The sequence below is a fragment of the Pseudomonas sp. AU12215 genome (assembly GCF_001675465.2).
GTDB classification, from domain to species: Bacteria; Pseudomonadota; Gammaproteobacteria; order Pseudomonadales; family Pseudomonadaceae; genus Pseudomonas; species Pseudomonas nitroreducens.
This window is the reverse complement of record NZ_MACM02000006.1, coordinates 40,845-62,287: the sequence shown is the minus strand read 5'-3', so window position 1 is coordinate 62,287 and position 21,443 is coordinate 40,845. Positions and strand designations below refer to the sequence as shown.

Annotated in this window: 18 protein-coding genes; 7 read left to right on the top strand and 11 right to left on the bottom strand. The window is 65.6% G+C overall.

Annotated features, from left to right (window positions below; translation table 11 throughout):
* Positions 1 to 150: 150 nt before the first annotated feature.
* Entirely contained in the window at positions 151 to 1,605 is a 1,455-nt protein-coding gene (locus A9513_RS01755; RefSeq protein ID WP_065083818.1) for a sodium:solute symporter family protein, read from the bottom strand.
* Positions 1,606 to 1,986: 381 nt separating this feature from the next.
* Between A9513_RS01755 and A9513_RS01750 the strand changes: the two genes are divergently transcribed.
* The 3 genes from A9513_RS01750 (at position 1,987) to A9513_RS01740 (ending at position 4,160) form a co-directional block, all read left to right on the top strand.
* Complete coding sequence (locus A9513_RS01750) at positions 1,987 to 2,595, top strand: DedA family protein (protein ID WP_024762510.1); 609 nt, start codon at positions 1,987 to 1,989, stop codon at positions 2,593 to 2,595.
* Positions 2,596 to 2,662: 67 nt separating this feature from the next.
* On the top strand, positions 2,663 to 3,547 hold the full coding sequence (locus A9513_RS01745) for a Dyp-type peroxidase (protein ID WP_065083817.1): 885 nt from the start codon (positions 2,663 to 2,665) through the stop codon (positions 3,545 to 3,547).
* Between the two features lie 193 nt (positions 3,548 to 3,740).
* On the top strand, positions 3,741 to 4,160 hold the full coding sequence (locus tag A9513_RS01740; RefSeq protein WP_065083816.1) for a cupin domain-containing protein: 420 nt from the start codon (positions 3,741 to 3,743) through the stop codon (positions 4,158 to 4,160).
* A gap of 55 nt (positions 4,161 to 4,215) precedes the next feature.
* On the opposite strand, the gene A9513_RS01735 is transcribed toward A9513_RS01740, so the two are convergent.
* Positions 4,216 to 5,550, bottom strand: a complete 1,335-nt coding sequence (locus A9513_RS01735) for an MFS transporter (RefSeq protein WP_037013566.1) — start codon at positions 5,548 to 5,550, stop codon at positions 4,216 to 4,218.
* Between the two features lie 533 nt (positions 5,551 to 6,083).
* On the opposite strand from A9513_RS01735, the gene quiC reads away from it, so the two are divergent.
* Positions 6,084 to 7,994 carry a 3-dehydroshikimate dehydratase QuiC gene (gene quiC / locus A9513_RS01730; RefSeq protein ID WP_065083815.1) on the top strand — a complete coding sequence of 637 codons (1,911 nt, stop codon included), beginning with the start codon at positions 6,084 to 6,086 and terminating at the stop codon, positions 7,992 to 7,994.
* A 102-nt stretch (positions 7,995 to 8,096) separates the two neighbouring features.
* Positions 8,097 to 8,765, top strand: coding sequence for a TetR/AcrR family transcriptional regulator (locus A9513_RS01725; RefSeq protein ID WP_065083814.1), 669 nt, complete (start codon positions 8,097 to 8,099; stop codon positions 8,763 to 8,765).
* Positions 8,766 to 8,854: 89 nt separating this feature from the next.
* Here A9513_RS01725 and A9513_RS01720 read toward each other — a convergent pair whose 3' ends face one another.
* From A9513_RS01720 to A9513_RS01695, 6 genes are all read right to left on the bottom strand, one after another.
* Complete coding sequence (locus A9513_RS01720; RefSeq protein WP_065083813.1) at positions 8,855 to 9,703, bottom strand: shikimate dehydrogenase; 849 nt, start codon at positions 9,701 to 9,703, stop codon at positions 8,855 to 8,857.
* A gap of 5 nt (positions 9,704 to 9,708) precedes the next feature.
* Positions 9,709 to 10,149: a type II 3-dehydroquinate dehydratase gene (aroQ, locus tag A9513_RS01715; RefSeq protein WP_065083812.1), complete on the bottom strand. Its 441-nt coding sequence runs from the start codon at positions 10,147 to 10,149 to the stop codon at positions 9,709 to 9,711.
* A 396-nt stretch (positions 10,150 to 10,545) separates the two neighbouring features.
* Complete coding sequence (lpdA, locus tag A9513_RS01710) at positions 10,546 to 11,952, bottom strand: dihydrolipoyl dehydrogenase (protein ID WP_065083811.1); 1,407 nt, start codon at positions 11,950 to 11,952, stop codon at positions 10,546 to 10,548.
* A gap of 14 nt (positions 11,953 to 11,966) precedes the next feature.
* Entirely contained in the window at positions 11,967 to 13,250 is a 1,284-nt protein-coding gene (locus A9513_RS01705) for a dihydrolipoamide acetyltransferase family protein (protein ID WP_065083810.1), read from the bottom strand.
* Positions 13,251 to 14,303, bottom strand: coding sequence for an alpha-ketoacid dehydrogenase subunit beta (locus tag A9513_RS01700; protein ID WP_024762518.1), 1,053 nt, complete (start codon positions 14,301 to 14,303; stop codon positions 13,251 to 13,253).
* Positions 14,300 to 15,532, bottom strand: a complete 1,233-nt coding sequence (locus tag A9513_RS01695) for a 3-methyl-2-oxobutanoate dehydrogenase (2-methylpropanoyl-transferring) subunit alpha (RefSeq protein WP_065083809.1) — start codon at positions 15,530 to 15,532, stop codon at positions 14,300 to 14,302. Before A9513_RS01695 ends, A9513_RS01700 begins: the two co-directional genes overlap by 4 nt.
* 271 nt (positions 15,533 to 15,803) lie before the next feature.
* Between A9513_RS01695 and A9513_RS01690 the strand changes: the two genes are divergently transcribed.
* Positions 15,804 to 16,265, top strand: a complete 462-nt coding sequence (locus tag A9513_RS01690; protein WP_024762520.1) for an Lrp/AsnC family transcriptional regulator — start codon at positions 15,804 to 15,806, stop codon at positions 16,263 to 16,265.
* Between the two features lie 196 nt (positions 16,266 to 16,461).
* Here the strand turns inward: A9513_RS01690 and A9513_RS01685 are convergent, their stop codons facing one another.
* Complete coding sequence (locus A9513_RS01685) at positions 16,462 to 17,424, bottom strand: GlxA family transcriptional regulator (RefSeq protein ID WP_024762521.1); 963 nt, start codon at positions 17,422 to 17,424, stop codon at positions 16,462 to 16,464.
* A gap of 261 nt (positions 17,425 to 17,685) precedes the next feature.
* On the opposite strand from A9513_RS01685, the gene A9513_RS01680 reads away from it, so the two are divergent.
* Positions 17,686 to 17,928: a DUF2790 domain-containing protein gene (locus tag A9513_RS01680; RefSeq protein ID WP_024762522.1), complete on the top strand. Its 243-nt coding sequence runs from the start codon at positions 17,686 to 17,688 to the stop codon at positions 17,926 to 17,928.
* 1 nt (position 17,929) lies between these two features.
* On the opposite strand, the gene A9513_RS01675 is transcribed toward A9513_RS01680, so the two are convergent.
* Positions 17,930 to 20,053: a methyl-accepting chemotaxis protein gene (locus A9513_RS01675; protein WP_065083808.1), complete on the bottom strand. Its 2,124-nt coding sequence runs from the start codon at positions 20,051 to 20,053 to the stop codon at positions 17,930 to 17,932.
* Positions 20,054 to 20,074: 21 nt separating this feature from the next.
* The gene (locus A9513_RS01670) at positions 20,075 to 21,415 is read right to left on the bottom strand and encodes a hypothetical protein (RefSeq protein ID WP_065083807.1); all 1,341 of its coding nucleotides are present in this window, start codon (positions 21,413 to 21,415) and stop codon (positions 20,075 to 20,077) included.
* Positions 21,416 to 21,443 lie beyond the last annotated feature (28 nt).

The following is a 21,443-nucleotide window of genomic DNA, read 5'->3' as shown; positions in this document are numbered from 1 at the left end:
AGCCGCAGGGTGAGCTCAACCGGAGGTTGCGTACCGGGGTTTCCTGGCGGCGCGATTGGGGGAGTGCTGACACAGGGGAACACCTCAGCAAATTCGCCGCCCATGAAAAAGCCCCGCACAGGCGGGGCTTCTTCTTCAGCTGCGGCGCGATCAGTTGCCGGCGGCGGCAGCGGCCATGTCCGACACGCTCTCGCCACGGTGCTGGCTGAACTGCGGGGCCAGCGAGCCGACGATCATGCCGACGGCGCTGCAGATCAGACCCACCAGCTGCGGCGGCCAGAAGTCGCCTTCCTGGTGGCCAAGTTCCAGCGAGACCCAGCCGATCAGGCCGCAGGCGATGGCGGTCAGGGCGCCCTGGGTAGTGGCGCGCTTCCAGAACAGGCCGAAGAACAGCGGCACCACGGCGGCGACCAGGGTCACCTTGTAGGCGTTGCCGACCATCTCGTAGATGCTGGCGTTGGACAGCAGGGCGAACAGGCAGGTGGCGACGGTCATCGCCAGTACGCTGCAACGCATGGCCAGCAGGGCCTGGCGGTCATTCATGTTGGGCAGGAAGTGCTTGACGATGTTCTCGGTCAGGGTCACCGACGGAGCCAGCAGGGCGCCGGAAGCGGAGGACATGATGGCCGAGAGCAGGGCGCCGAAGAACATGATCTGGGCGAACAGCGGGGTACGTTCCAGGATCAGGTGCGGCAGGATCTGCTGGGAGTCTTCGGCCAGCCAGTGCTTGACCATCTCCGGTTCGATCATCGAGGCGGCGTAGATCAGGAAGATCGGCAGCATGCAGAAGACCAGGTAGCAGCAGGCACCGGTCATGGTGGCGCGCTGGGCGATCTTCTCGGTCTTGGCCGACATCACGCGGGCATAGACGTCCTGCTGCGGGATCGAGCCGAACATCATGGTCACTGCCGCGCCGAGGAAGGCTACGATGTCCTTCGCCGAGGTGCCGTGCAGGAAGGTGAACTTGCCTTCGCTGGCGGCGTGGCTGATCACGTTGACCGGGCCGCCGGCCATGTCGCCGATCAGCCAGACGAGGTAGAACAGGCCGCAGACGATGATGATCATCTGCAGGAAGTCAGTCAGCGCCACGGACCACATGCCGCCGAACAGGGTGTGCAGCAGGACGATGATGGTGCCGATGATCATGCCCTGGGTGGTGGTCAGGCCGCCGTCGGAGAGCACGCTGAAGACCACGCCCAGCGCGGTGATCTGCGCAGCGACCCAGCCCATGTAGGAAATGATGATCACCAGGCTGGTGAAGATTTCCACGTGTTGGCCGAAGCGCTTGCGGAAGAAGTCACCGATGGTGAGCAGGTTGAGGCGGTACAGCGGGCGGGCGAAGACCACGCCGACCAGCATCAGGCAACCGAAGGAGCCGAAGGGGTCTTCGATGATCCCGGCGAAGCCTTCTTCGAGGAAGGTGGCCGGAATGCCCAGCACGGCTTCGGAGCCGAACCAGGTGGCGAACACCATGGTCACGACGAGGGGGAAGGACATGCTACGACCGGCGACCGCGTAGTCCGAGGAGTTGTGCACGCGGGTGGTGGCGTAGAAACCGACAGCTACGGTGATCACCAGATACACCGCTACAAACCAGATCAGCATTTGTTCGTTCCGTTGGCTCGCCGGGAACCGTACCGCCGAGACGAAACTCGGGCAGGTGGGCCACGACTGACAAAGTTGTTTTTGTTGTGTTGCGCGGCCGAGGTCATCCGGTGCACCAGGCAGGGGAGCCGGAAAAACGTAACCAGTTGCGACAACGGGCCGCAGTCTGCCAAATCCGTTAAATATGTCAAACACTTGAATCGCCAATGAGCGAAAAAAATTACATTGCTGGACGAATGGTTGCGCTAAAGGATTGATTTGATTGGTTGCTAACGATCAAAAGTGACTGTTTAGTCTTTTATTTTTTACAGTCCATGTTCGATAAGCAGAACAGCTTGGGAGCCGCTAGGCTCTTGGCACGGCACGCTTTCAAGGACTTTCATGTTTGAGCATTTCGACCTGGCGCAATTGCTTTCCCAATACGGCTACCTGGCGCTGTTCATCGGTTGCCTGCTGGAGGGCGAGACGATCCTCATCCTGGCCGGCCTGGCGGCCCACCAGGGCCTGCTGGCCTACGTGCCGGTGGTGTTCTGGGCGACCCTGGCCGGCACCCTGGGTGACCAGTTGCTCTACTGGACCGGCCGGCGCGCCGGCGACCGCGCGCTGCCCTGGCTGCAGCGGCGTGGGTTGGCCGTGGAGCGGGTCACCGGGCTGATCGAGCGACATCCGCTGCTGGCGATCTTCTCCGTGCGTTTCCTTTACGGCATGCGCCTGGCCGGGCCGTTGCTGATCGGCGCGAGCCGGGTAGGACCGCTGCGCTTCCTGCTGATCAACCTGCTCGGTGCCTTCTGCTGGGCGCTGCTGTTCGCCAGCGCCGGCTACTGGGCGGGGGAGGTGCTGGAGCGCTGGCTGGGCAACCTGCGGCCGTATCGGCTGCCGATCTTCCTTGCGGTGCTGGTGCTGGTGGGTGGATTGGAGCTGTGGCGGCGCCATCGGCAGCGGCGCAAGGCGCATTCCGGGGCAACCCGGGAAAGTTTGCACAAGCCTTGATACAGAGCGGTTTGGATTCGTGCGCGGCGCGATTAGAATCGCCGCTCTTTCGATCAAGGACGCTGTCATGAGCCTTTACCAGCCCGGCATTCTCGCCACCCCGGTTCCCGCCCACGCCCGCCATCTGTTCTTCGATGTGAAATCGCTGCAGGACCTGCCCGCCGCGCTGGATCGCCTGCTGCAGTTCGCCGATGGCGAGGGCGCGGTGGTCGGTTTCGGTGAGTCGCTGGTGCGCGCGCTGGGGCGCCGCATCGAGGGGCTGCGCGAGTTCCCGGCCATTTCCGGCGTGGGCGTGGACAACCCGTCCACCCCGCATGCGCTGTGGATCTGGCTGCGCGGCGAAGAGCGCGGCGACCTGCTGCTGCGTACGCAGGAAGTCCAGGTGCTGCTGGCCCCGGCGCTGGAACTGACCTGCCTCACCGAAGCGTTTCGCCACGGTACTGGCCACGACCTGACCGGTTACGAGGACGGCACCGAGAACCCGCACGACGACGACGCCATTGCCGCCGCCATCGTCGATGGCGACGCAGCGGGTCTGGTCGGCGGCAGCTTCGCCGCGATCCAGCAGTGGCGTCACCAGCTACAGGACTTCGCCGCGCTGCCGCAGCACGAGCGCGACGACATCATGGGTCGCCGCCTGAGCGACAACGAGGAACTGGACGACGCGCCTGAGTCCGCCCACGTCAAGCGCACCGCCCAGGAGAGCTTCGAGCCCGAAGCCTTCATCGTGCGCCGCTCCATGCCCTGGACCCAGGGCCAGGACGCGGGGCTGATGTTCCTCGCCTTCGGCCGCACCCTGGACGCCTTCGAGGTGCAACTGCGCCGCATGAGCGGCCTGGAAGACGGCATCACTGACGCGTTGTACCGCTTCAGCCGTCCGCTCACCGGCGGCTACTACTGGTGCCCGCCGCGCAAGGACGGGCTGCTGGACCTGAGCGCGCTGCTCGGCTGAGCCGCCGCCGTCCCCGAGAGCCCCGCCAGTGTGCGGGGCTTTTTGTGGGCGCTGACGCGCTGGTTCGCGAGCACAGCACTGCACTGAAAGGGCGCCGCAATGGCACCCCGATCTTCGGCGGAATTGGCTGTTGGTCCGATGCACCCCGAGGCGTAGCGTGAACCCCACGTTCCCACTGCCCGAGGTACCCACCATGCACGCATCCGCATCCCTGAAACTGTTGTCCGCCGGCCTCGGCCTGGCGCTGAGCCTGCCGGTATTCGCCCATGGTGATGCGGCCAACCCGGAGAAAATCGACGTCGAGCAGGAGCAGAAGCTCCCCGATGCCGCCGGCAAGAAGGGCCTGATGATCACGGTTGCCTACGAGCCGGGCCAGGCGTCCGGTGCACACGTGCACAGCGGCTCGGTGTTTGCCTACGTACTCGAGGGCGCGGTGATCTCCCAGCTCGAAGGGCAGAAGCCGGTGACCTACCGGGCCGGCCAGTCCTGGTACGAAGCACCGAACACGCCGCACCTGGTCTCGCGCAACGCCAGCGACAAGAAGCCGGCCAAGTTGCTGGTGTGGATGCTGCTGGACGAAGGCGCACCGGTGCTCACGCCGTTGAAGAGGTGAATGCCCGAATGCAGAACCCCGCCAACTGGCGGGGTTCTTCGTCGTGGCTTGCGGATCACTCCGGCGCGCCGGGCACCTGGCGCGGGGCCATGAAGAACATCCAGGCCAGGGCCAGGAAGTACATGGTCGGGATCAGGGTGAAGAGGATCGCGTAGTTGTTGTGGGTGACGGTGAGGATGTAGCCGACGATCTGGGTCATGAACATGCCGCCAATCGCCGCGCACATGCCGCCGAAGCCGAACACCGTGCTCATCATGTGCTTGGGCGTGTAGTCCATCACCAGGCTCCAGATGTTCGCCGTCCAGGCCTGGTGCGCACCCACCCCCAGGGCGATGGCGGCCACGGCGATCCACAGGCCGCTGGCCTTGGCGGCGAAGACCACGCCGATGATGCAGCAGGCGCAGATGAACATCGACAGCAGGCGCGCATGGATGGGCTTCATGCCGCGACCGATCAGCCAGGACGACAGGATGCCGCCGCCGATGCTGCCGAAGTCTGCGGTCAACCAGATCAGCATCAGCGGGATACCCATCTGGGTGACGCTGATCCCCAGGCCGTATTGCTGGTTGAGGAAGGGCGGCAGCCAGTAGAGGTAGAACCAGAACACCGGCGCAGTCAGCGAAAGGGCCACGGCGAAGGCCCAGGTGCCGCGCATGCGCAGGATGGCGGAGAAGGGCACGCGCTCGGCCGGCGGCTCGTCGGCTGCCTGGATGTAGTCCAACTCGCTCTGCTTCACCGTCGGGTGTTCGTCGGGATTGAAGTACTTCAGGCCCCACAGGATCACCCAGACGAAGCCCAACGCACTCATGCACAGGAACGCCGCCTGCCAGCCCCAGGCCGCGAGGATCAGCGGCAGCAGGGCGGGCGTGACCATGGCGCCGACGTTGGTGCCGGCATTGAAGATACCGGTGGCCATGGCGCGTTCGCCGGCGGGGAACCAGAGACGCGTGGTCTTCACGCAGGCGGGGTAGTTGGCCGCTTCGGTCAGGCCGAGGATGAAGCGGCAGACCATGAAGCCGGCCGCCGAGCTGGCTAGGCCGTGGGCGCCAGTGGCGAAGCTCCACAGCAGCACGGCGAAGAAGAATGCGCGCTTCACGCCGATGCGGTCGATCAGCCGACCCTGCAGCACGAAACCAATGGCATAGCCGACCTGGAACCAGAAGTTGATGTTGGCGTAGTCCATGGCCGTCCAAGCCATCTTCTCGGCGAGGATCGGCTGCATCACGCCCAGGGCGGCGCGGTCGATGTAGTTCAGGGTAGTGGCAAAGAACACCAGGGCGAGCATGCCCCAGCGCACCTTGCCGACGGCCATGGCGCCACGCACCTTGCCGAAGAGGGAAGAACCGTGCGGAGCGACCGCGGCGAGGGGAGCGGATTGCGTATGGATCATGATCGGGCCATCCGTTATCGGGCTGACGCGCAGCCTCGGGAATTATTGTCGTGCCGCAAGCGTTCCGCGTACTCCACCGCCGATCGGCGAGGGTTGCAGGAATGACGTGCGGTGGCTGGCGAAAATCAGTGCGCGCGGCGCTGGCCGGACGGCGTGCACAAACCGGGCATCGGGCGGGCCAGGATGGTTTGGCGATGCGCAAGGGGGGCAGCGAGGCGGGGGGGAGTGATGTACATGAGCAAGTACCCGTTCTTGAAATTGTTATGGATGACACGCAGTCATCTCGCAGCGGCTGTCGTTGTTCCAGGGATTGAGGCAGGTCCCCGGCAGCCGGTTTGCGTCGACGTGGCCAAATCTTGAGCAGCGGCCGGAACAGCGTCAATTCGATAAACGGCCTTTGGTTCGGTAATCGAACACAAAACTAACCAGTTAGTACACTTTAAATTGCTGCCGGCCCGGACCGCCAGAATAATCGGACTCAGCCGGAGACCGATTCCAACAAGCCCCTCACCCCGCCCGGCAGGAGTTCAGAGATGCAACGTTCGATCGCCACCGTTTCCCTGAGCGGGACCCTGCCGGACAAGCTCGAAGCCATCGCCGCCGCCGGTTTCGACGGCGTGGAAATCTTCGAGAACGATCTTCTCTACCATGGCGGCAGCCCGCGCGACGTGCGCCGCCTGTGTGCCGATCTGGGGTTGGCGATCACCCTGTTCCAGCCGTTCCGCGACTTCGAGGGCTGCCGCCGCGACCGCCTGCCACGTAACCTCGACCGCCTGGAACGCAAGTTCGACCTGATGCAGGAGCTGGGCACCGACCTGGTGCTGATGTGCAGCAACGTTGCGGCGGACTGCCTGGGCGAGCGCGAATTCCTCCTCGAGGACCTCGGCCTCGCCGCCGAGCGCGCCGGCGCCCGTGGCCTGCGCGTGGGCTACGAAGCCCTGGCCTGGGGGCGTCATGTGAACACCTGGCAGCAGGTCTGGGACCTGGTGCGCGCGGTGGACCACCCGGCGCTGGGTGTGATCCTCGACAGCTTCCACACGCTATCGCTCAAGGGTGACCCTGCCGGCATCGCCCAGATTCCGGGGGAGAAGATCTTCTTCGTGCAGATGGCCGATGCGCCGATCCTGGCCATGGATGTGCTCGAGTGGAGCCGGCACTTCCGCAATTTCCCCGGCCAGGGCGAGTTCGATCTGCCGGGCTTCCTTGCGCCGATCCTCCAGAGTGGCTATCGCGGCCCGCTGTCGCTGGAAATCTTCAACGACGGCTTCCGCGCCGCGCCGCCGCGGGCCAACGCCGCCGATGGCCTGCGTTCGCTGTTGTATCTGGAAGAGAAGACCCGCGAGCGCCTGCTCGGCGAAGGCATGCCGCAGGAACAACTGGACTGCCTGTTCGCGCCGCCACCGGCCAGCCAGCTTGATGGTGTGGAGTTCCTCGAATTCGCCGTGGACGAAGCCCTTGGCGCACGCCTGGGCAACTGGCTGGAGCGCCTGGGCTTCGCCCGCGCCGGCGAACATTGCTCCAAGGCGGTCAGCCTGCTGCGCCAGGGCGACATCAATATCGTGCTCAACGCCGAACCCTATTCCTTCGGCCACAGCTTCTTCGAAGCCCATGGCCCGTCGTTATGCGCCACCGCATTGCGCGTGCGTGGCGCCGCCAGCGCTCTGGAGCGTGCACAGGACTACAAGGGCCAGCCGTATCGCGGGTTGGTCGGCCCCAACGAGCGAGAGATTCCCGCTGTGCGTGCGCCGGACGGCAGCCTTATCTACTTGGTTGAAGAGCGTGCCAGCGGGCAGACCATCTATGACGTGGACTTTCGTCTCGATCCCGAGGCCCGGCCCAGTGGCCGGCTGCAGCGTATCGACCACATGGCCCTGGCCCTGCCGGCGGATGGGTTGGACAGCTGGGTGCTGTTCTACAAGGGGCTGTTCGACTTCGAGGCCGACGACGAAGTGGTGCTGCCCGACCCCTACGGCCTGGTGAAGAGCCGCGCCCTGCGCAGCGCCAACGGCAGCGTGCGGTTGCCGCTGAACATCTCGGAGAACCGCAACACCGCCATCTCCCACGCGTTGTCCAGTTATCGCGGCTCCGGCGTGCACCACATCGCCTTCGCCTGCGAGGACATCTTCGCCGAGGTGGCGCGGGCCAAGGATGCCGGCGTGCCTCTGCTGGAAATTCCGCTCAACTACTATGACGATCTCGCCGCTCGCTTCGACTTCGACGACGAATTCCTCAGCGAGCTGGCCTACTTCAATGTGCTCTACGACCGCGATGCCAACGGCGGCGAGCTGTTCCACGTCTATACCGAACCGTTCGAGGGGCGCTTCTTCTTCGAAGTCATCCAGCGGCGCGGCGGTTATGCCGGTTATGGTGCGGCCAATGTCGCCGTGCGCCTGGCGGCCATGGCCCAGGCACGCAACGGCACCACGCGCCGGCCGAAGGTCTGAGCCCGCTGCGCTTTGCCTGAAGGGCGCTGGGGCGCGCATAATCCGCGGATTCTTTCACCGCACAGCCGGCGCACTGGCGCCGGCGGACCGATGCCCGAGCCCATGACTGCCGACAGCGCCACCCAGCCTATTCCTGCCGAAACCGCCCGCCGGGGCCGCAAGAACAACCCGGAGAAGACCCGCGAGGATATTCTCCAGGCGGCCATCGTCGAGTTCGTCCAGCAGGGTCTTTCCGGGGCGCGGGTGGATGCCATCGCCGAGCGCATGAATACCTCGAAGCGGATGATCTACTACTACTTCGGCAGCAAGGAACAGCTCTACCAGGCCGTACTGGAGAAGCTCTACGGCGACATCCGCGGCACCGAGCAGACGCTGCACCTGGCTGAGCTGGAGCCGCTGGAAGCCATGCGCCGGCTGGTGGATTTCACCTTCGACCACCACGACCGCAACGTGGATTTCGTGCGCATCGTCAGCATCGAGAACATCCACTACGGCCAGTTTGCCTCCGGCTCCGAGGCAATCCGTTCGATGAACAGCAACATCCTGCGTACCATCGAGGACATCCTCCAGCGTGGCGCCACCAGCGGCGCGTTCCGTGGCGGCCTGCAGGCCATTGACGTGCATATGCTGATCAGCGGGTTCTGCTTCTATCGCGTGTCCAACCGCCACACGGTCGGATCGCTGTTCCAGATCGAGCTGGAGGACCCGGCGATCAAGGCGCGGCACAAGGACATGATCGTCGAGGCGGTGTTGCGCTACGTCCAGCCCTAGGCCGGCAGGATTTGGAGCGGGGAGGGTTCGCGAGCTCGCTCCTGCCGAAACCGCTCGATCTGGATCCTGGCGCAGGAGCGAGAGCGGAATCACACCGTCGCGAAATGCGCCAGCATCCGCTCAGCGTTCGCCTTCACGCCACTGAACAACTCGAACGCCTTCACCGCCTGGAACACCGCCATGTTGCCGCCATCCAGCGTGCGACAGCCCAGGCGGCGGGCGTGGCTGAGCAGTTCGGTCTCCAGCGGGAAGTAGATGATCTCCGCCACCCACAGGCGTGTGTGCAGCAATTCCAGCGGCAGCGGCGCACCGGGTAGCTTGGCCATGCCGACTGGCGTGGTGTTGACCAGCCCGTCGGCCTCGGCGAGCGCGCTGGCCAGGTCGTGACCGATCCGCGCGCGCTGTCCGCCAAAGTGGGCGTTGAGGTTGTCCACCAGCATCTGGGCACGGGCCGAATCCACTTCAAAGATCGTCAGTTGCTCCACGCCTTCGCTGAGCAGGGCATGGGCTACCGCAGCGCCCGCGCCACCGGCCCCCAGTTGCACCACACGTTCGCGCGGCGCATCACTGAGGTTGCGGCGGAATCCCTCGGCAAACCCCAGACAGTCCGTGTTATGCCCGATCCGTCTGCCGTCACGCAGCACCACGGTGTTTACCGCACCGATGCCGCGCGCTTCATCGGAGAGTTCGTGCAACAGCGGAATCACCGCCTGCTTGCACGGAAAGGTGATGTTCAGCCCGGTGTAGCCCATGCGCTCGGCGGCAGCCAGCAGGTCGGGCAGGGCGGCTGAATCGACGCCCAGGGTGTCCAGGTCGATCAAGCGGTAGAGGTAGCGAAAACCCTGGGCGTCGCCTTCCCGCTCGTGCAGCGCCGGGGTGCGCGAAGCCTGGATGCCGGCGCCGATCAGGCCGGCCAGGACGGTACGGTGCTCACTCATCGGGCTCACTCCTGCAGCAACTTGGCGAAGTGCTGGATGCCGGCGCGGTAACCGTCGCTACCCAGCCCCGCGATCACGCCCACGGCGATAGCGGAGACGAACGACTGGTGCCGGAATTCCTCGCGCTTGTGCACGTTGGACAGGTGCACTTCGATCACCGGCAATTCCACGGCGGCCAGTGCATCGCGGATCGCCACCGAGGTGTGGGTCCAGGCAGCGGGATTGATCAGGATACCGGCGCAGCGGCCGCGCGCCTGGTGAATCCAGTCGATCAGCTCGCCTTCGTGGTTGGTCTGGCGGAATTCGATTTCCAGGCCACTCTCGGCGCCGGTGCGTTGGCAGAGCGCGGCGATGTCGTCGAGGGTTTCGTGGCCGTAGGTGGCGGGCTCCCGGGTACCGAGCAGATTGAGATTCGGCCCGTTGAGCACGAGCAGGATGTGAGGCATGGGGAATGGCTCCGTTGTTCTTGTATGGCCGCAGAGGAAAGGCCTGTAGAAGCAAAATGTACCAAATGGTTAATTTGGTCAATGCGGGGCGGTGAAGCGGAGATGGTGAGGAAAATTCCCTATAAATCGTCAAAACGCCGGAAACGTCGATGATTCACCAGATTAGGTAATCCCCTGTGCACAGGTGTGCAGAATCATATTCCGTGCGGTGATCGACCATCGGTAGGGGCGGGCTCCGCCCGTGACGGGTTCAAGCCCGCCGAGGACGTCCAAGGAGCACTCCCGCAGCAGGGCCACGGATTCGCGAGCAAGGACCAGACGTCCTCCTCGGCCCTGCAAAAAAAGACCCGCCAATCGGCGGGTCAGGAGGGGGAAGCCAGTTGGAGAGTGCAGGCTTCAGACGTGCAAGGCATGTCCCAGCGCGCGCAGCGCAGCTTCCTGCACGGCTTCGCCAAGGGTTGGGTGGGCGTGGATGGTGCCGGCGATGTCTTCCAGGCAGGCGCCCATTTCCAGGGACTGCACGAACGCCGTGGACAGCTCGGAGACCGCCTTGCCTACCGCCTGCCAGCCGAGGATCAGGTGGTTGTCCTGGCGCGCCACCACACGGACGAAGCCATCGCTGGACTCCAGGGTCATGGCGCGACCGTTGGCGGCGAACGGGAAATTCGCCGTCAGCACCTCGTAGCCTGCGGCCTGGGCCTGCTCGGGCGACAGGCCGACCACCACCACTTCCGGATCGGTGAAGCACACTGCCGGGATTGCCGTGGGCGTGAAGGCGCGGCGCTTGCCGGCGATGATCTCGGCGACCATCTCGCCCTGGGCCATGGCGCGGTGGGCCAGCATGGGCTCGCCAGCGATATCGCCGATGGCCCAGACGTCGCGCATCGAGGTGCGGCACTGCTCGTCGATGCGCACGGCGCGGCCGTTCATGTCCAGGCGCAGGGTGTCGAGGTTCCAGCCGGCGGTGTTGGGATGGCGGCCAACGGCAACCAAAACCTGGTCGGTCTCGATCACCCGTTGCGAGCCGGCGCCATCCTGCACGCGCAGGCCTTTGCCGTCCGGCTCCAGGCCCATGACGCTGTGGCCCAGGTACAACTCGATGCCGAGCTTGCGCAGGGCGTTGGCCACCGGCTTGGTCAGTTCCTCGTCGTAGGTCGGCAGGATGCGCGGCTGCGCTTCCACCACCGTGACTTCGACGCCCAGCTTGCGGTAGGCGGTGCCCAGTTCCAGGCCGATATAGCCGCCGCCCACCACCGCCAGGCGTTTGGGCAGGGCCTTGGGCGCCAGGGCTTCGGTGGAGGAGATGACGTTGCCACCCACCGGCAGGAAGGGTAGCTCGACGGATTTCGAACCGGCCGCCAGCAGCAGGTGTTCGGTGTGGATGTGCTGGGTGCCACCTTCGCTGAGCTCGACTTCGACGGTCTTGCCGTCGACGATCCTGGCCCAGCCGTTGACCACGGTGACTCCATGCTTCTTCAGCAGCGCGGCGACGCCGGTGGTCAGGCGGTCGACGATGCCGTCCTTCCATTCCACGGTGCGCTGGATGTCGATGCTCGGCGCCTGCACGCTGATGCCCAGCGGCGAGGTGCTGGCGAACTCGCGGGCCTTGAGGTATTCCTCGGCGGCGTGGATCAGGGCTTTCGAGGGGATGCAGCCGATGTTCAGGCAGGTGCCGCCCAGGGCTGCGCCCTCCACCAGCACGGTGCGGATGCCCAGTTGGCCGGCGCGGATCGCCGCGACATAGCCGCCGGGGCCGCCACCGATCACCAGCAGGGTGGTTTCGAGAGTCTGGTTCTGTTTCATGAATCGGCTCTCCGTCAGTCGATGAACAGGGTGGCGGGATGTTCGAGCAGGGCGCGCACGGCCTGGATGAAGGCCGCCGCATCCATGCCGTCGACCACCCGGTGATCGAAGGAGGAAGACAGGTTCATCATCTTGCGCACGACGATCTGCCCGTTGATCACCATGGGCCGCTCGACCATGCGGTTGACCCCGACGATGGCCACTTCCGGATAGTTGATCACCGGTGTGCTGACGATGCCGCCCAGCGCGCCGAGGCTGCTCAGGGTGATGGTCGAGCCGGACAGCTCCTCGCGGCTGGCCTTGCCATGGCGGGCGGCTTCGGCCAGGCGCGCGACTTCCGCGGAGTTACCCCACAGGTCGCGGGATTCGGCGTTGCGCAGCACCGGCACCATCAGGCCGTTGTCGCTCTGGGTGGCGACGCCCAGATGCACGGCGCCGTAGCGGGTGATCACGTCGGCATCGTCGTCATAGCGCGCATTGAGCTGGGGGAAGTCGCGCAGGGCGACGACCATGGCGCGGGCGATGAAGGGCAGCAGGGTGAGCTTGCCGCGTGCCGCGCTGTGCTTGCCGTTGAGGTGAACGCGCAGGGCTTCCAGGTCGGTGACGTCGATTTCCTCGACGTAGCTGAAGTGCGGGATGCGTCGTTTGGCCTCGGCCATCTTCTGCGCGATCTTGCGGCGCAGGCCGATCACCGGGATCTGCTGTTCGTCGTGACGCGCGGCGTAGCCGGAGGCGATGGTGGCGCCGCCATGTTCGAGGAAGTGTTCCAGGTCCTCCTGGAGAATGCGTCCGGCCGGGCCACTGCCCTGGACGAACTGCAATTCCACGCCCAGGTCGCGGGCACGTTGGCGCACGGCCGGCGAAGCCAGCGGCTTCTCGCCCGGCGCGCGGCGCGGCGCCGGAGAGGGCGCAGGGCGCACGGCCGGGGCGACGGGTTTGCTTTCGACGCGTGGAGCCGGCTTCGCTGCTTCGGCTACCGGCGCAGGTTTCTCCACCGGTTGGGTTGGAGCTTCTTCATGAGCCTTCTGCTGAGTGGCTTCGCGGTGATTGCCCTGGCCTTCCACTTCCAGGCGGATCAGCTCGCCGCCCACGGCCATCACCTGGCCGGGCACGCCGCCCAGGGCGAGGATCTTGCCGGCCACCGGCGAAGGAATTTCCACGGTGGCCTTGTCGGTCATGACTTCCGCCAGCAACTGGTCCTCATGAACCTCATCGCCGACCTGGACATGCCACTCCACCAGCTCGACCTCGGCGATGCCTTCGCCGATGTCCGGCATCTTGATGACGTGAGTGCCCATTCAGACCTCCATGGCGCGCTTGAAGGCCGCGCCGACGCGGGCGGGGCCGGGGAAGTAGTCCCATTCCTGGGCGTGCGGGTAGGGCGTGTCCCAACCGGTGACGCGGGCGATCGGCGCTTCGAGGTGGTGGAAGCAGTTCTCCTGCACCAGCGACATCAGCTCGGCGCCGTAGCCGCAGGTGCGGGTGGCCTCGTGGACGATGACGCAGCGGCCGGTCTTCTTCACCGACTGGACTATGGTGTCCAGGTCCAGCGGCCAGAGGCTGCGCAGGTCGATGATCTCGGCGTCGATGCCGGTTTCCTCGGCGGCGGTCTGGGCCACGTAGACGGTGGTGCCATAGGTCAGCACGGTCAGTTCCGAGCCGGGGCGGGCGATGGCGGCCTTGTCCAGCGGCACGCTGTAGTAACCCTCGGGCACCTGGCTGGCCGGGTGCTTGGACCAGGGCGTCACCGGGCGGTCGTGGTGGCCGTCGAACGGGCCGTTATACAGGCGCTTGGGTTCGAGGAAGATCACCGGGTCGTCGTTCTCGATGCAGGCGATCAGCAGGCCCTTGGCGTCGTACGGGTTGGACGGCATGACGGTACGCAGGCCGCAGACCTGGGTGAACATCGCCTCCGGGCTCTGGCTGTGCGTCTGCCCGCCGTAGATGCCGCCGCCGCAGGGCATGCGCACCACCATCGGCACGGTGAAGTCGTTCACCGAGCGGTAGCGGATGCGCGCGGCTTCCGACACCAACTGGTCGGTGGCCGGGTAGACGTAGTCGGCGAACTGGATTTCCACCACCGGGCGCAGGCCGTAGGCGCCCATGCCGACGGCGGCGCCGATGATGCCGCTCTCGGAGATCGGCGCGTCGAATACGCGCGAGGTGCCGTACTTCTTCTGCAGGCCCTCGGTGCAGCGGAACACGCCGCCGAAGTAGCCGACGTCCTGGCCGAACACCACGACGTTGTCGTCGCGCTCGAGCATCACGTCCATGGCCGAGCGCAGCGCCTGGATCATGGTCATGCTGGTGACTGCCTGGGCGTTCTCGTGTTGCGGGTTCATGGCATTCATACCCCAAGCTCCTGGCGCTGCCGGCGCAGGTGTTCCGGCAGGTCCTTGTAGACGTCGTCGAACAGGTTGGCGGCGCTGAACACATGGCCGTCCACCAGCGAGCCGTGGCGTTCGGCTTCTTTCTGCGCGGCGATCACTTCGGCTTCCAGTTCCTTCTTCAGCGCTTCGTGCTGCTCGTCGGACCAGATGCCGAGGCCGACCAGGTGCTGCTTCAGGCGGGCAATGGGGTCGCCCAGGGGGAAGTTGGTCCAGTCGTCGGCGGGGCGGTACTTGGACGGATCGTCCGAGGTGGAGTGCGGGCCCGCGCGGTAGGTGACCCATTCGATCAGGCTCGGGCCATGGCCACGGCGGGCGCGCTCGGCGGCCCATTGCGAGGCGGCGTAGACGGCGAGGAAGTCGTTGCCGTCCACCCGCAGCGAGGCGATGCCGCAACCCACGCCACGGTTGGCGAAGGTGGTGCCTTCACCGCCGGCGATGGCCTGGAAGGTGGAGATCGCCCACTGGTTGTTGACCACGTTGAGTATCACCGGCGCGCGGTAGACGTGGGCGAAGGTGAGGGCGGTGTGGAAGTCGGATTCGGCGGTGGCGCCGTCGCCGATCCAGGCCGACGAGATCTTGGTGTCGTCCTTGATCGCCGAGGCCATGCCCCAGCCGACGGCCTGGATGAACTGGGTGGCGAGGTTGCCGGAGATGGAGAAGAAACCCTTCTCGCGGCTGGAGTACATGATCGGCAACTGGCGGCCCTTGAGCGGGTCCTGCTCGTTGGAGAGCAGCTGGCAGATCATGTCTTTGAGCGGGTAGTCGCGGGTGATCAGGATGCCCTGCTGACGGTAGGTCGGGAAGGTCATGTCGCCGTCGCGCAGGGCCATGGTGTGGGCGGTGGCGATGGCTTCTTCGCCCAGGCACTGCATGTAGAAGGACATCTTTTTCTGCCGCTGGGCGGTGAGCATGCGTGCATCGAAAATGCGCGTCTTGAGCATCAGGCGCATGCCGCGCAGCAGTTGCTCGTGGCTCAGTTCCGGGGCCCAGGGGCCGACGGCGTTGCCGTCGTCATCGAGCACGCGTACCAGGCTGAAGGCCAGTTCGGTGGTTTGCGCGGGTTCCACGTCGATGGCGGGCTTGCGCACCTCGCCGGCGGGCGAGAGATGGAGGTAGGAGAAGTCGGTCTTGCAGCCCGGGCGTCCGGTGGGTTCGGGGACGTGCAGGCGGAGTGGGGCGTAGTCGGTCATGGCGGTCTCCAGTTGTGATCGTGGGTGTGGATCAGCGAACGGAAGAAGCCATGCCTGGCGGGCGCACCCGGCCGGGTCGGGCTACGGTGCAGGTGCCGCGCGGGGTCGCGTGGCGGGTGGTGACATCACTCATGGTGAGGTCCTCGGTTGTTGTAGTTGTGGTTTCAGTATAGGTGTGACCGATTGGTTTTTTGCTCCAAATTGACTAGCTCAGAGCTTAAGGATTAGTTTGTTTGCACTATAAAAACAGCACTGAGTAGTACGACCGAAAATGGCTGATCTCGACCGCACCGACCTGAAAATCCTCCGCGCCCTGGCCGACGATGGCCGCCTGTCCTGGCGCGATCTGGCGCAGAACATCGGCCTGTCGCTGACCCCGACGCTGCGCCGGGTCCGCCGCCTGGAAGAGGAGCACTACATCCAGGGCTATTTCGCCCGCCTCGACGAGGAGCGCCTGTCCGGCGGCATGAGCGTGTTCGTCTCGGTGTCCCTGGAAAAACAGACCGGCGACTACCTCGCCCGGTTCGAAGAACGCATCGTCCAGGCGCCGCAGGTGATGAGCTGCTTCCAGATGACCGGCGACGCCGACTACATGCTGCGCGTGGTGGTGAAGGACCTGTCGGCCTACCAGCTGTTCCTGACCAATACCCTGACGCAGATTCCCGGCGTGGCGGGGATCAAGTCGGCCTTCGCCTTGAAGTCGGTGATGCTGCGCTCGGCGCCGCCGATCTGAGCCGGACAGGCTCATCGCAGGAGCGAGCCTGCTGTCTGCCGAGGTTTCCGTGTGGACGGACAGCAATCGCTGACGAAGTCCGCTCCCACGCTCGAGCGGAATAGGTACGGGCTGTTGTGGGAGAGGGTTTATCCGCGGTCGGGTGGGCACCGCAGGCCACAGCTTCGCGAGCAAGCTTTCTCCTACAAAAAGCAGGTCAGCCCTCGCGGCGGAACTGCTCCCGATACTGCGTCGGGGTCACGCCCAGGCGTTGCACGAACACCAGGCGCATGCGCGCCGGGCTGCCGAAGCCGCAGCGCCAGGCGATCACTTTCAGTGCCAGGTCACCGCCTTCGAGCAGCCCGCGTGCGGCGTCGATGCGGGCGCGCTGGACGAATTCCGCAGGGGTTACGCCTGCCTCGCGGACGAACACACGAGCGAAGCTGCGCGGGCTCATCGCCACTTCGGCGGCCAGTTGCGGTACGCCCAGCGGTTGGTCGAGGTTTTCCTGAACGTAGCGCTGGATACGCGCCACGGGCGAGGTTTCGTCGGCCGGCGCCTGAAGGAAGGGGCTGAACTGCGATTGTCCGCCCTGGCGCTGGGCGACCACCAGCAAGCGTTTCGCCACGGACAAGGCCACCGCCGCGCCGTGGTCTTCCGCCACCAGCGCCAACGCGAGGTCGATCCCTGCCGTGACGCCCGCCGAGGTCACCAGCGCGCCATCGCGCACATGAATGCGGTCCGGTTCCACCTGCGCCTGCGGGAACAAGTCGGCCAGGCGCCGTGCATCGCTCCAGTGGGTGGTCACGCGTTTGCCGTCCAGCAGCCCGGCGTGACCAAGCAGAAAGGCGCCGGTGCAGATCGAGCCATAGCGCGGCGCCAGCGCACAGGCTGCACGCAGCCAAGCGCGCAACGCCGGCGCGGGCGCCTCGTCGGGTAATCGCGGCCCGCCCGGCACCAGCAGGATATCGGCCGCGCAATCGCCCTGGTCGAGGCTGAAATCGGCACTGAGCAGTTGACCGTTGGACGCGCGCAAAGGCAGCGGCGGGGCGGCCAGGGTAATTACCTGATAACCCCGGCCGGCAGGAACGAAGGCATTGGCCTCGGCGAACACATCCAGCGGCCCGGAAACGTCCAGCGCCTGCACGCCGGGGAACAGCAGCATGGCCACGCGTTTCATGGCGCCTCCCGATCCGATCGATGGCGATCATTCTTGCGGCGGAACGCCCTGGCTGCAATCGGCGGACGGGAACGAATGCTGCCATTCTGACAGCGGGAAGCGTCACAATCACAGGCCATGGCACACCCGCAAGGCATTATTGTTGCGCTAACTGAAGAAATGCATTGTCGAAGTCGATCTGTGTAGGAAAGGTCTCATCGGCTAGATTTATGGCAGTGGGCCACGATCGACGCGACCCGCGTGATCCCTGAGGTTCCCGCCATGAAATCCGCTCTACATGCACTCTTTGCCATCCCCGCCTTGCTGTTGTCCTTCAGCGCCTTCGCCGACGATGCTGCCGTTTACCACTACGGCATGCCGCTGGACGTCGCCAAGGTGCTGAGCATCAGCCAACCCAACGAGCGCTGCGAAGTCAGCCAGGCCACCATGGTCTACCTGGATTCCCAGGGCCAGCAGCACACCGTCAAGTATCTGCGCCAGACCCCGCGCTGCAGCGACATCTGAATCAGGCGCGGAACTGCTCCACCAATCCCTGCTGCCGGCTGGCCAGTTCGTTCAATGAACGGCTGGCGCCGGCGGCCTGTTGTGCGTGTTCGGAAATGGTCTGGGTGACATCGCGGATACCGGCGATATTGCGGTTGATCTCCTCGGCGACGCTGCTCTGTTCCTCCGCCGCGCTGGCGATCTGCAGGTTCATTTCGCTGATCAGGTTCACCGCCTCGCCGATCCGGCGTAGTGCATCGATGGCCTGCCGCGCTTGATCGACGTTGCCCTGGGCCTGGCTGAAACTGCCCTGCATGGCCTGAGTTACCGAGTGACCCCGGGCTTGCAGGTTTTCGATCACCTGGCGAATTTCCTCTACCGATTCCTGAGTGCGCCGGGCCAGCCCGCGCACTTCGTCCGCGACCACGGCAAAGCCTCGCCCTGCGTCCCCTGCGCGCGCCGCTTCGATGGCGGCGTTGAGGGCCAGCAGGTTGGTCTGCGCGGCGATGCCGCAGATGACTTCCAGGATCGAACCGATCTGCTCGTTGCTCGTCGCCAGTTGTTGCAGCTCAGCCATGGCCTGGTGCATGCCGGCGGCCAGCAGGTCGATGCCGCTGTTGGTCGCGTCGAGGGTGCGGAAGCCGTCATCGCAGGCCTGCTCCGCGGTGCGCGCAGCTTCGGCGGCGCGAGCGGCGCTGCGCGCCGAATCCTGCGCGGTGGCGGACATCTCGTGCAGCGCGGTGGCGACCTGGTCGATCTCGCGGAACTGCTGCTGCATGCCGTCGCTGGTCTGCCGGGCGATCTGCGCGGAGCGGTCGGCGGTGGCATGGGCTTCGCGGGTGGCTGACTGCACGGCGGCGATGCTCGGTTGCAGCTTGTCGAGGAAGCGGTTGAAGGCGGTGGCGAGGCGGCCCAGTTCGTCGCGGCGCGGGTAGTCGAGGCGGCGGGTGAGGTCGCCTTCGCCATCGGCGATGTCTTCGAGCATGCGCGCCAGGCGCAGTATCGGCCGGCTGATGCCCAGCGCGGTGAGCGCCACCAGCAGCATGCCGAGCAGGCCGGCGGCGACACCGATGCCGATCTCCAGTGCAGTACTGCGCCAGCGCAGGTCGTCCAGCGTGCCCTTGAGACGTTCCGCCGGGGCTAGCATCACCGCGCGCGGCACGCTGAGCAGGATTCCCCACGGGGCAGCATCCGGCACCGGGGCGAGACTGTGCAGCACGTTGATGGAATCGCCGTCGTCGCTGGACTGTGAGCGCCCGGCGGCAATCTCGGCGAGCACGGTCTTGTCGCCGAACTTCTGCCCCAGCTTCGAGGCATCGCCGCTGTCGCTGGCGACCAGCCCGTTTGGGCTGAGGATACGGATGCGGCCCTGGCCGTCGAACAGGCTGCGGCTGCCTTCCACGCTGCTCTGCTGGAGGGTGGCGAGGTCGATGTCGAAGCCGATGGCGGCAATCGCCTTGCCGTTCTCCAGCACGGGCAGGGTGACGCTGGTGACCAGCCGGCGCTGGCCGGAGGCTTCGTCGAAATACGGGTCGAGCACGCAGGGGCGGGCGTGAGTGGTGGAGCAGGTGAAGAAGGCGTTGTAGGGCTGGCCGCTGGGACCGGGCGTGGCGTCGCCGAGGACTTGCTCGGTGCCGATCACCCGCTGGGTTTCCTTGCCGTTCTGCAGCAGGTAGAGGGCGAAGCGCCCGGTTTCGTTGCTGCCCAGGTCTTCACGGGCGGCGAACTGGGCGTCTGCGGCGTCCAGCGCATCGGGCTGGAATACCAGGAACAGGCCGAGCAGTTCCGGGTGCGCGCCGAGGGTTTCTGCCATCGCCTGGTTAAGTGCGTTGCGCAATGCGGCGGGATCGAGAATGCCCTGACGTTGCTGTGCGCGAAGGGTCTGCACGGTGCGCGACAGGCCTTCGCCGAGCAGCAGGTTGTTTTGCAAACGCTCGCGGATCAGCAGGGCCTGAACCTGGCCCTGGGTTTCCAGGTTGTGCCGCGCGGAGGCGGCGAAGAGTTCGCCGCTGTCGTGCCCGATGGTCTGGCTGTCCTGTCGCGCCTGGTACAGCGACAGGCCGATCAGCACGCTGGAGACCAGCAGCAGGCAGAGGCCCGCCAGCCAGGTGATGCGGCCCTGGATCGAAGTCAGGAGGCTGGGCATGGCGGGCTCGCTTTCGTTGGATCAGAAGGTGGTGGAGAACAGCAGCTGGCTGTAGAGGTTGCTGTCGTCGTTGCCGATCTGCGTGCCGCCTTCGGCCGCGCTCTTCTTCGGCTGGTAGAGGCCCACCAGCGGGATGATCACCAGGTGTTCGTTGATCGCCCACTCGGCGTAGAGGTCCAGCTCGCGGCCGTCGGTGTTGCCCAGGTCGGTGTCGAGGGTGTGGAAGTCGAAGAACTGCGCGCCGATGGACAGGTTCTCCAGCGGGGTGACCTTGGCGCCGATGTTGTGCACGCGGGTGTTGTTGTTGAACGGGCCGGAATAGTTGCCTGCCACTTCGCCCTGGAACCAGGTGCCGAAGCCACGGCTGAAGCCGTAGAAGAGCGTGTCGTAGCCTTCCGAGAAGCGGCTGAAGCGGTAGCTGACGTAGGGCTTCCAGGCGATGTCGGAGAAGGTCCAGCCGGCTTCGAGGTACCAGGCGTTCGCGGTGTCGTCGCTGTACTGGGCGTCGCGCTTGTCCTGCCAGGCGTATTCGCCGGAAAGGAACAGGTTCTCCACGCCGGCGTTACCGGTGCCGCGCAGGCTGTAGGTCTTCATGTCCTTACGGTCGAGTTGGATGGGCGAGGCGTAGCGTTCGTCGATGTCGGTGACATCGATGTAGGTCAGACCGAAAGTCGCTTCCGGGGCGACGTGTTCCAGAGTGGCGACGTATAGCTCGGAGTTGGCCTGGGCGCGGTTGTCGGATTTCAAACGCATCAGGTCGCCACGCCAGCCTTCCTTGCCGCCGATGCGCAACACGGCGGTCTCGTCGAAGTCACGGCGCGCTGCCAGGTAGTAGCCACCGCCACGGTTGTATTCGCCATCGGCCAGGCCCTTGCCCATGTTCAGGGCGTCGCCATCGATCAGGAAGCCATCGCCGACCACGATGTTCTGGCGGCCGAAGGACAGGTCGATGCCGTCCTCGCCCAGCACCGGGAACAGCCCGGCCGAGCGCCAGCCGGCGTAGGCGTCTTCGATCTTGGTGGTGCGCTCGGAACCGTCGCTGAAGCCGGCGGCGTCGCCGTCGCCCCAGGTGCCGGAGCTGAGCAGGTTGAACGCGCCGTAGGCGGTGCCAGCGCCGCCGAGTTTCTGGTCACCGCTCAGGCCGTACTTGATGAAGCCTTCCTGCCAGGAGGACGAGCCCTCGTCCAGCGTGCCAGTCATGTTGTAGCGTTCCTGGCTGTGGAACAGCCCGAAGGTCGCCGAGAGATCGGCGTTCAGGTGCGTGTCGTCGGTGGCGTACAGCTGGTAGGCGCTGACGGAGCTGCTGGCGCCGGCAATGAGCAGGGCGAGCAGGGTGGGGCGCAGCACGGCGGCGTGGGTCATGGCGAAGGCATCCGTTTCGTTATTGTCG

What these genes read in the sequence shown, in the direction of transcription:
- A9513_RS01755 (WP_065083818.1), bottom strand. Translation starts at nt 1,605, where the DNA reads ATGCTGATCTGGTTTGTAGCGGTGTATCTGGTGATCACCGTAGCTGTC.
- A9513_RS01750 (WP_024762510.1), top strand. Translation starts at nt 1,987, where the DNA reads ATGTTTGAGCATTTCGACCTGGCGCAATTGCTTTCCCAATACGGCTAC.
- A9513_RS01745 (WP_065083817.1), top strand. Translation starts at nt 2,663, where the DNA reads ATGAGCCTTTACCAGCCCGGCATTCTCGCCACCCCGGTTCCCGCCCAC.
- A9513_RS01740 (WP_065083816.1), top strand. Translation starts at nt 3,741, where the DNA reads ATGCACGCATCCGCATCCCTGAAACTGTTGTCCGCCGGCCTCGGCCTG.
- A9513_RS01735 (WP_037013566.1), bottom strand. Translation starts at nt 5,550, where the DNA reads ATGATCCATACGCAATCCGCTCCCCTCGCCGCGGTCGCTCCGCACGGT.
- quiC (WP_065083815.1), top strand. Translation starts at nt 6,084, where the DNA reads ATGCAACGTTCGATCGCCACCGTTTCCCTGAGCGGGACCCTGCCGGAC.
- A9513_RS01725 (WP_065083814.1), top strand. Translation starts at nt 8,097, where the DNA reads ATGACTGCCGACAGCGCCACCCAGCCTATTCCTGCCGAAACCGCCCGC.
- A9513_RS01720 (WP_065083813.1), bottom strand. Translation starts at nt 9,703, where the DNA reads ATGAGTGAGCACCGTACCGTCCTGGCCGGCCTGATCGGCGCCGGCATC.
- aroQ (WP_065083812.1), bottom strand. Translation starts at nt 10,149, where the DNA reads ATGCCTCACATCCTGCTCGTGCTCAACGGGCCGAATCTCAATCTGCTC.
- lpdA (WP_065083811.1), bottom strand. Translation starts at nt 11,952, where the DNA reads ATGAAACAGAACCAGACTCTCGAAACCACCCTGCTGGTGATCGGTGGC.
- A9513_RS01705 (WP_065083810.1), bottom strand. Translation starts at nt 13,250, where the DNA reads ATGGGCACTCACGTCATCAAGATGCCGGACATCGGCGAAGGCATCGCC.
- A9513_RS01700 (WP_024762518.1), bottom strand. Translation starts at nt 14,303, where the DNA reads ATGAATGCCATGAACCCGCAACACGAGAACGCCCAGGCAGTCACCAGC.
- A9513_RS01695 (WP_065083809.1), bottom strand. Translation starts at nt 15,532, where the DNA reads ATGACCGACTACGCCCCACTCCGCCTGCACGTCCCCGAACCCACCGGA.
- A9513_RS01690 (WP_024762520.1), top strand. Translation starts at nt 15,804, where the DNA reads ATGGCTGATCTCGACCGCACCGACCTGAAAATCCTCCGCGCCCTGGCC.
- A9513_RS01685 (WP_024762521.1), bottom strand. Translation starts at nt 17,424, where the DNA reads ATGAAACGCGTGGCCATGCTGCTGTTCCCCGGCGTGCAGGCGCTGGAC.
- A9513_RS01680 (WP_024762522.1), top strand. Translation starts at nt 17,686, where the DNA reads ATGAAATCCGCTCTACATGCACTCTTTGCCATCCCCGCCTTGCTGTTG.
- A9513_RS01675 (WP_065083808.1), bottom strand. Translation starts at nt 20,053, where the DNA reads ATGCCCAGCCTCCTGACTTCGATCCAGGGCCGCATCACCTGGCTGGCG.
- A9513_RS01670 (WP_065083807.1), bottom strand. Translation starts at nt 21,415, where the DNA reads ATGACCCACGCCGCCGTGCTGCGCCCCACCCTGCTCGCCCTGCTCATT.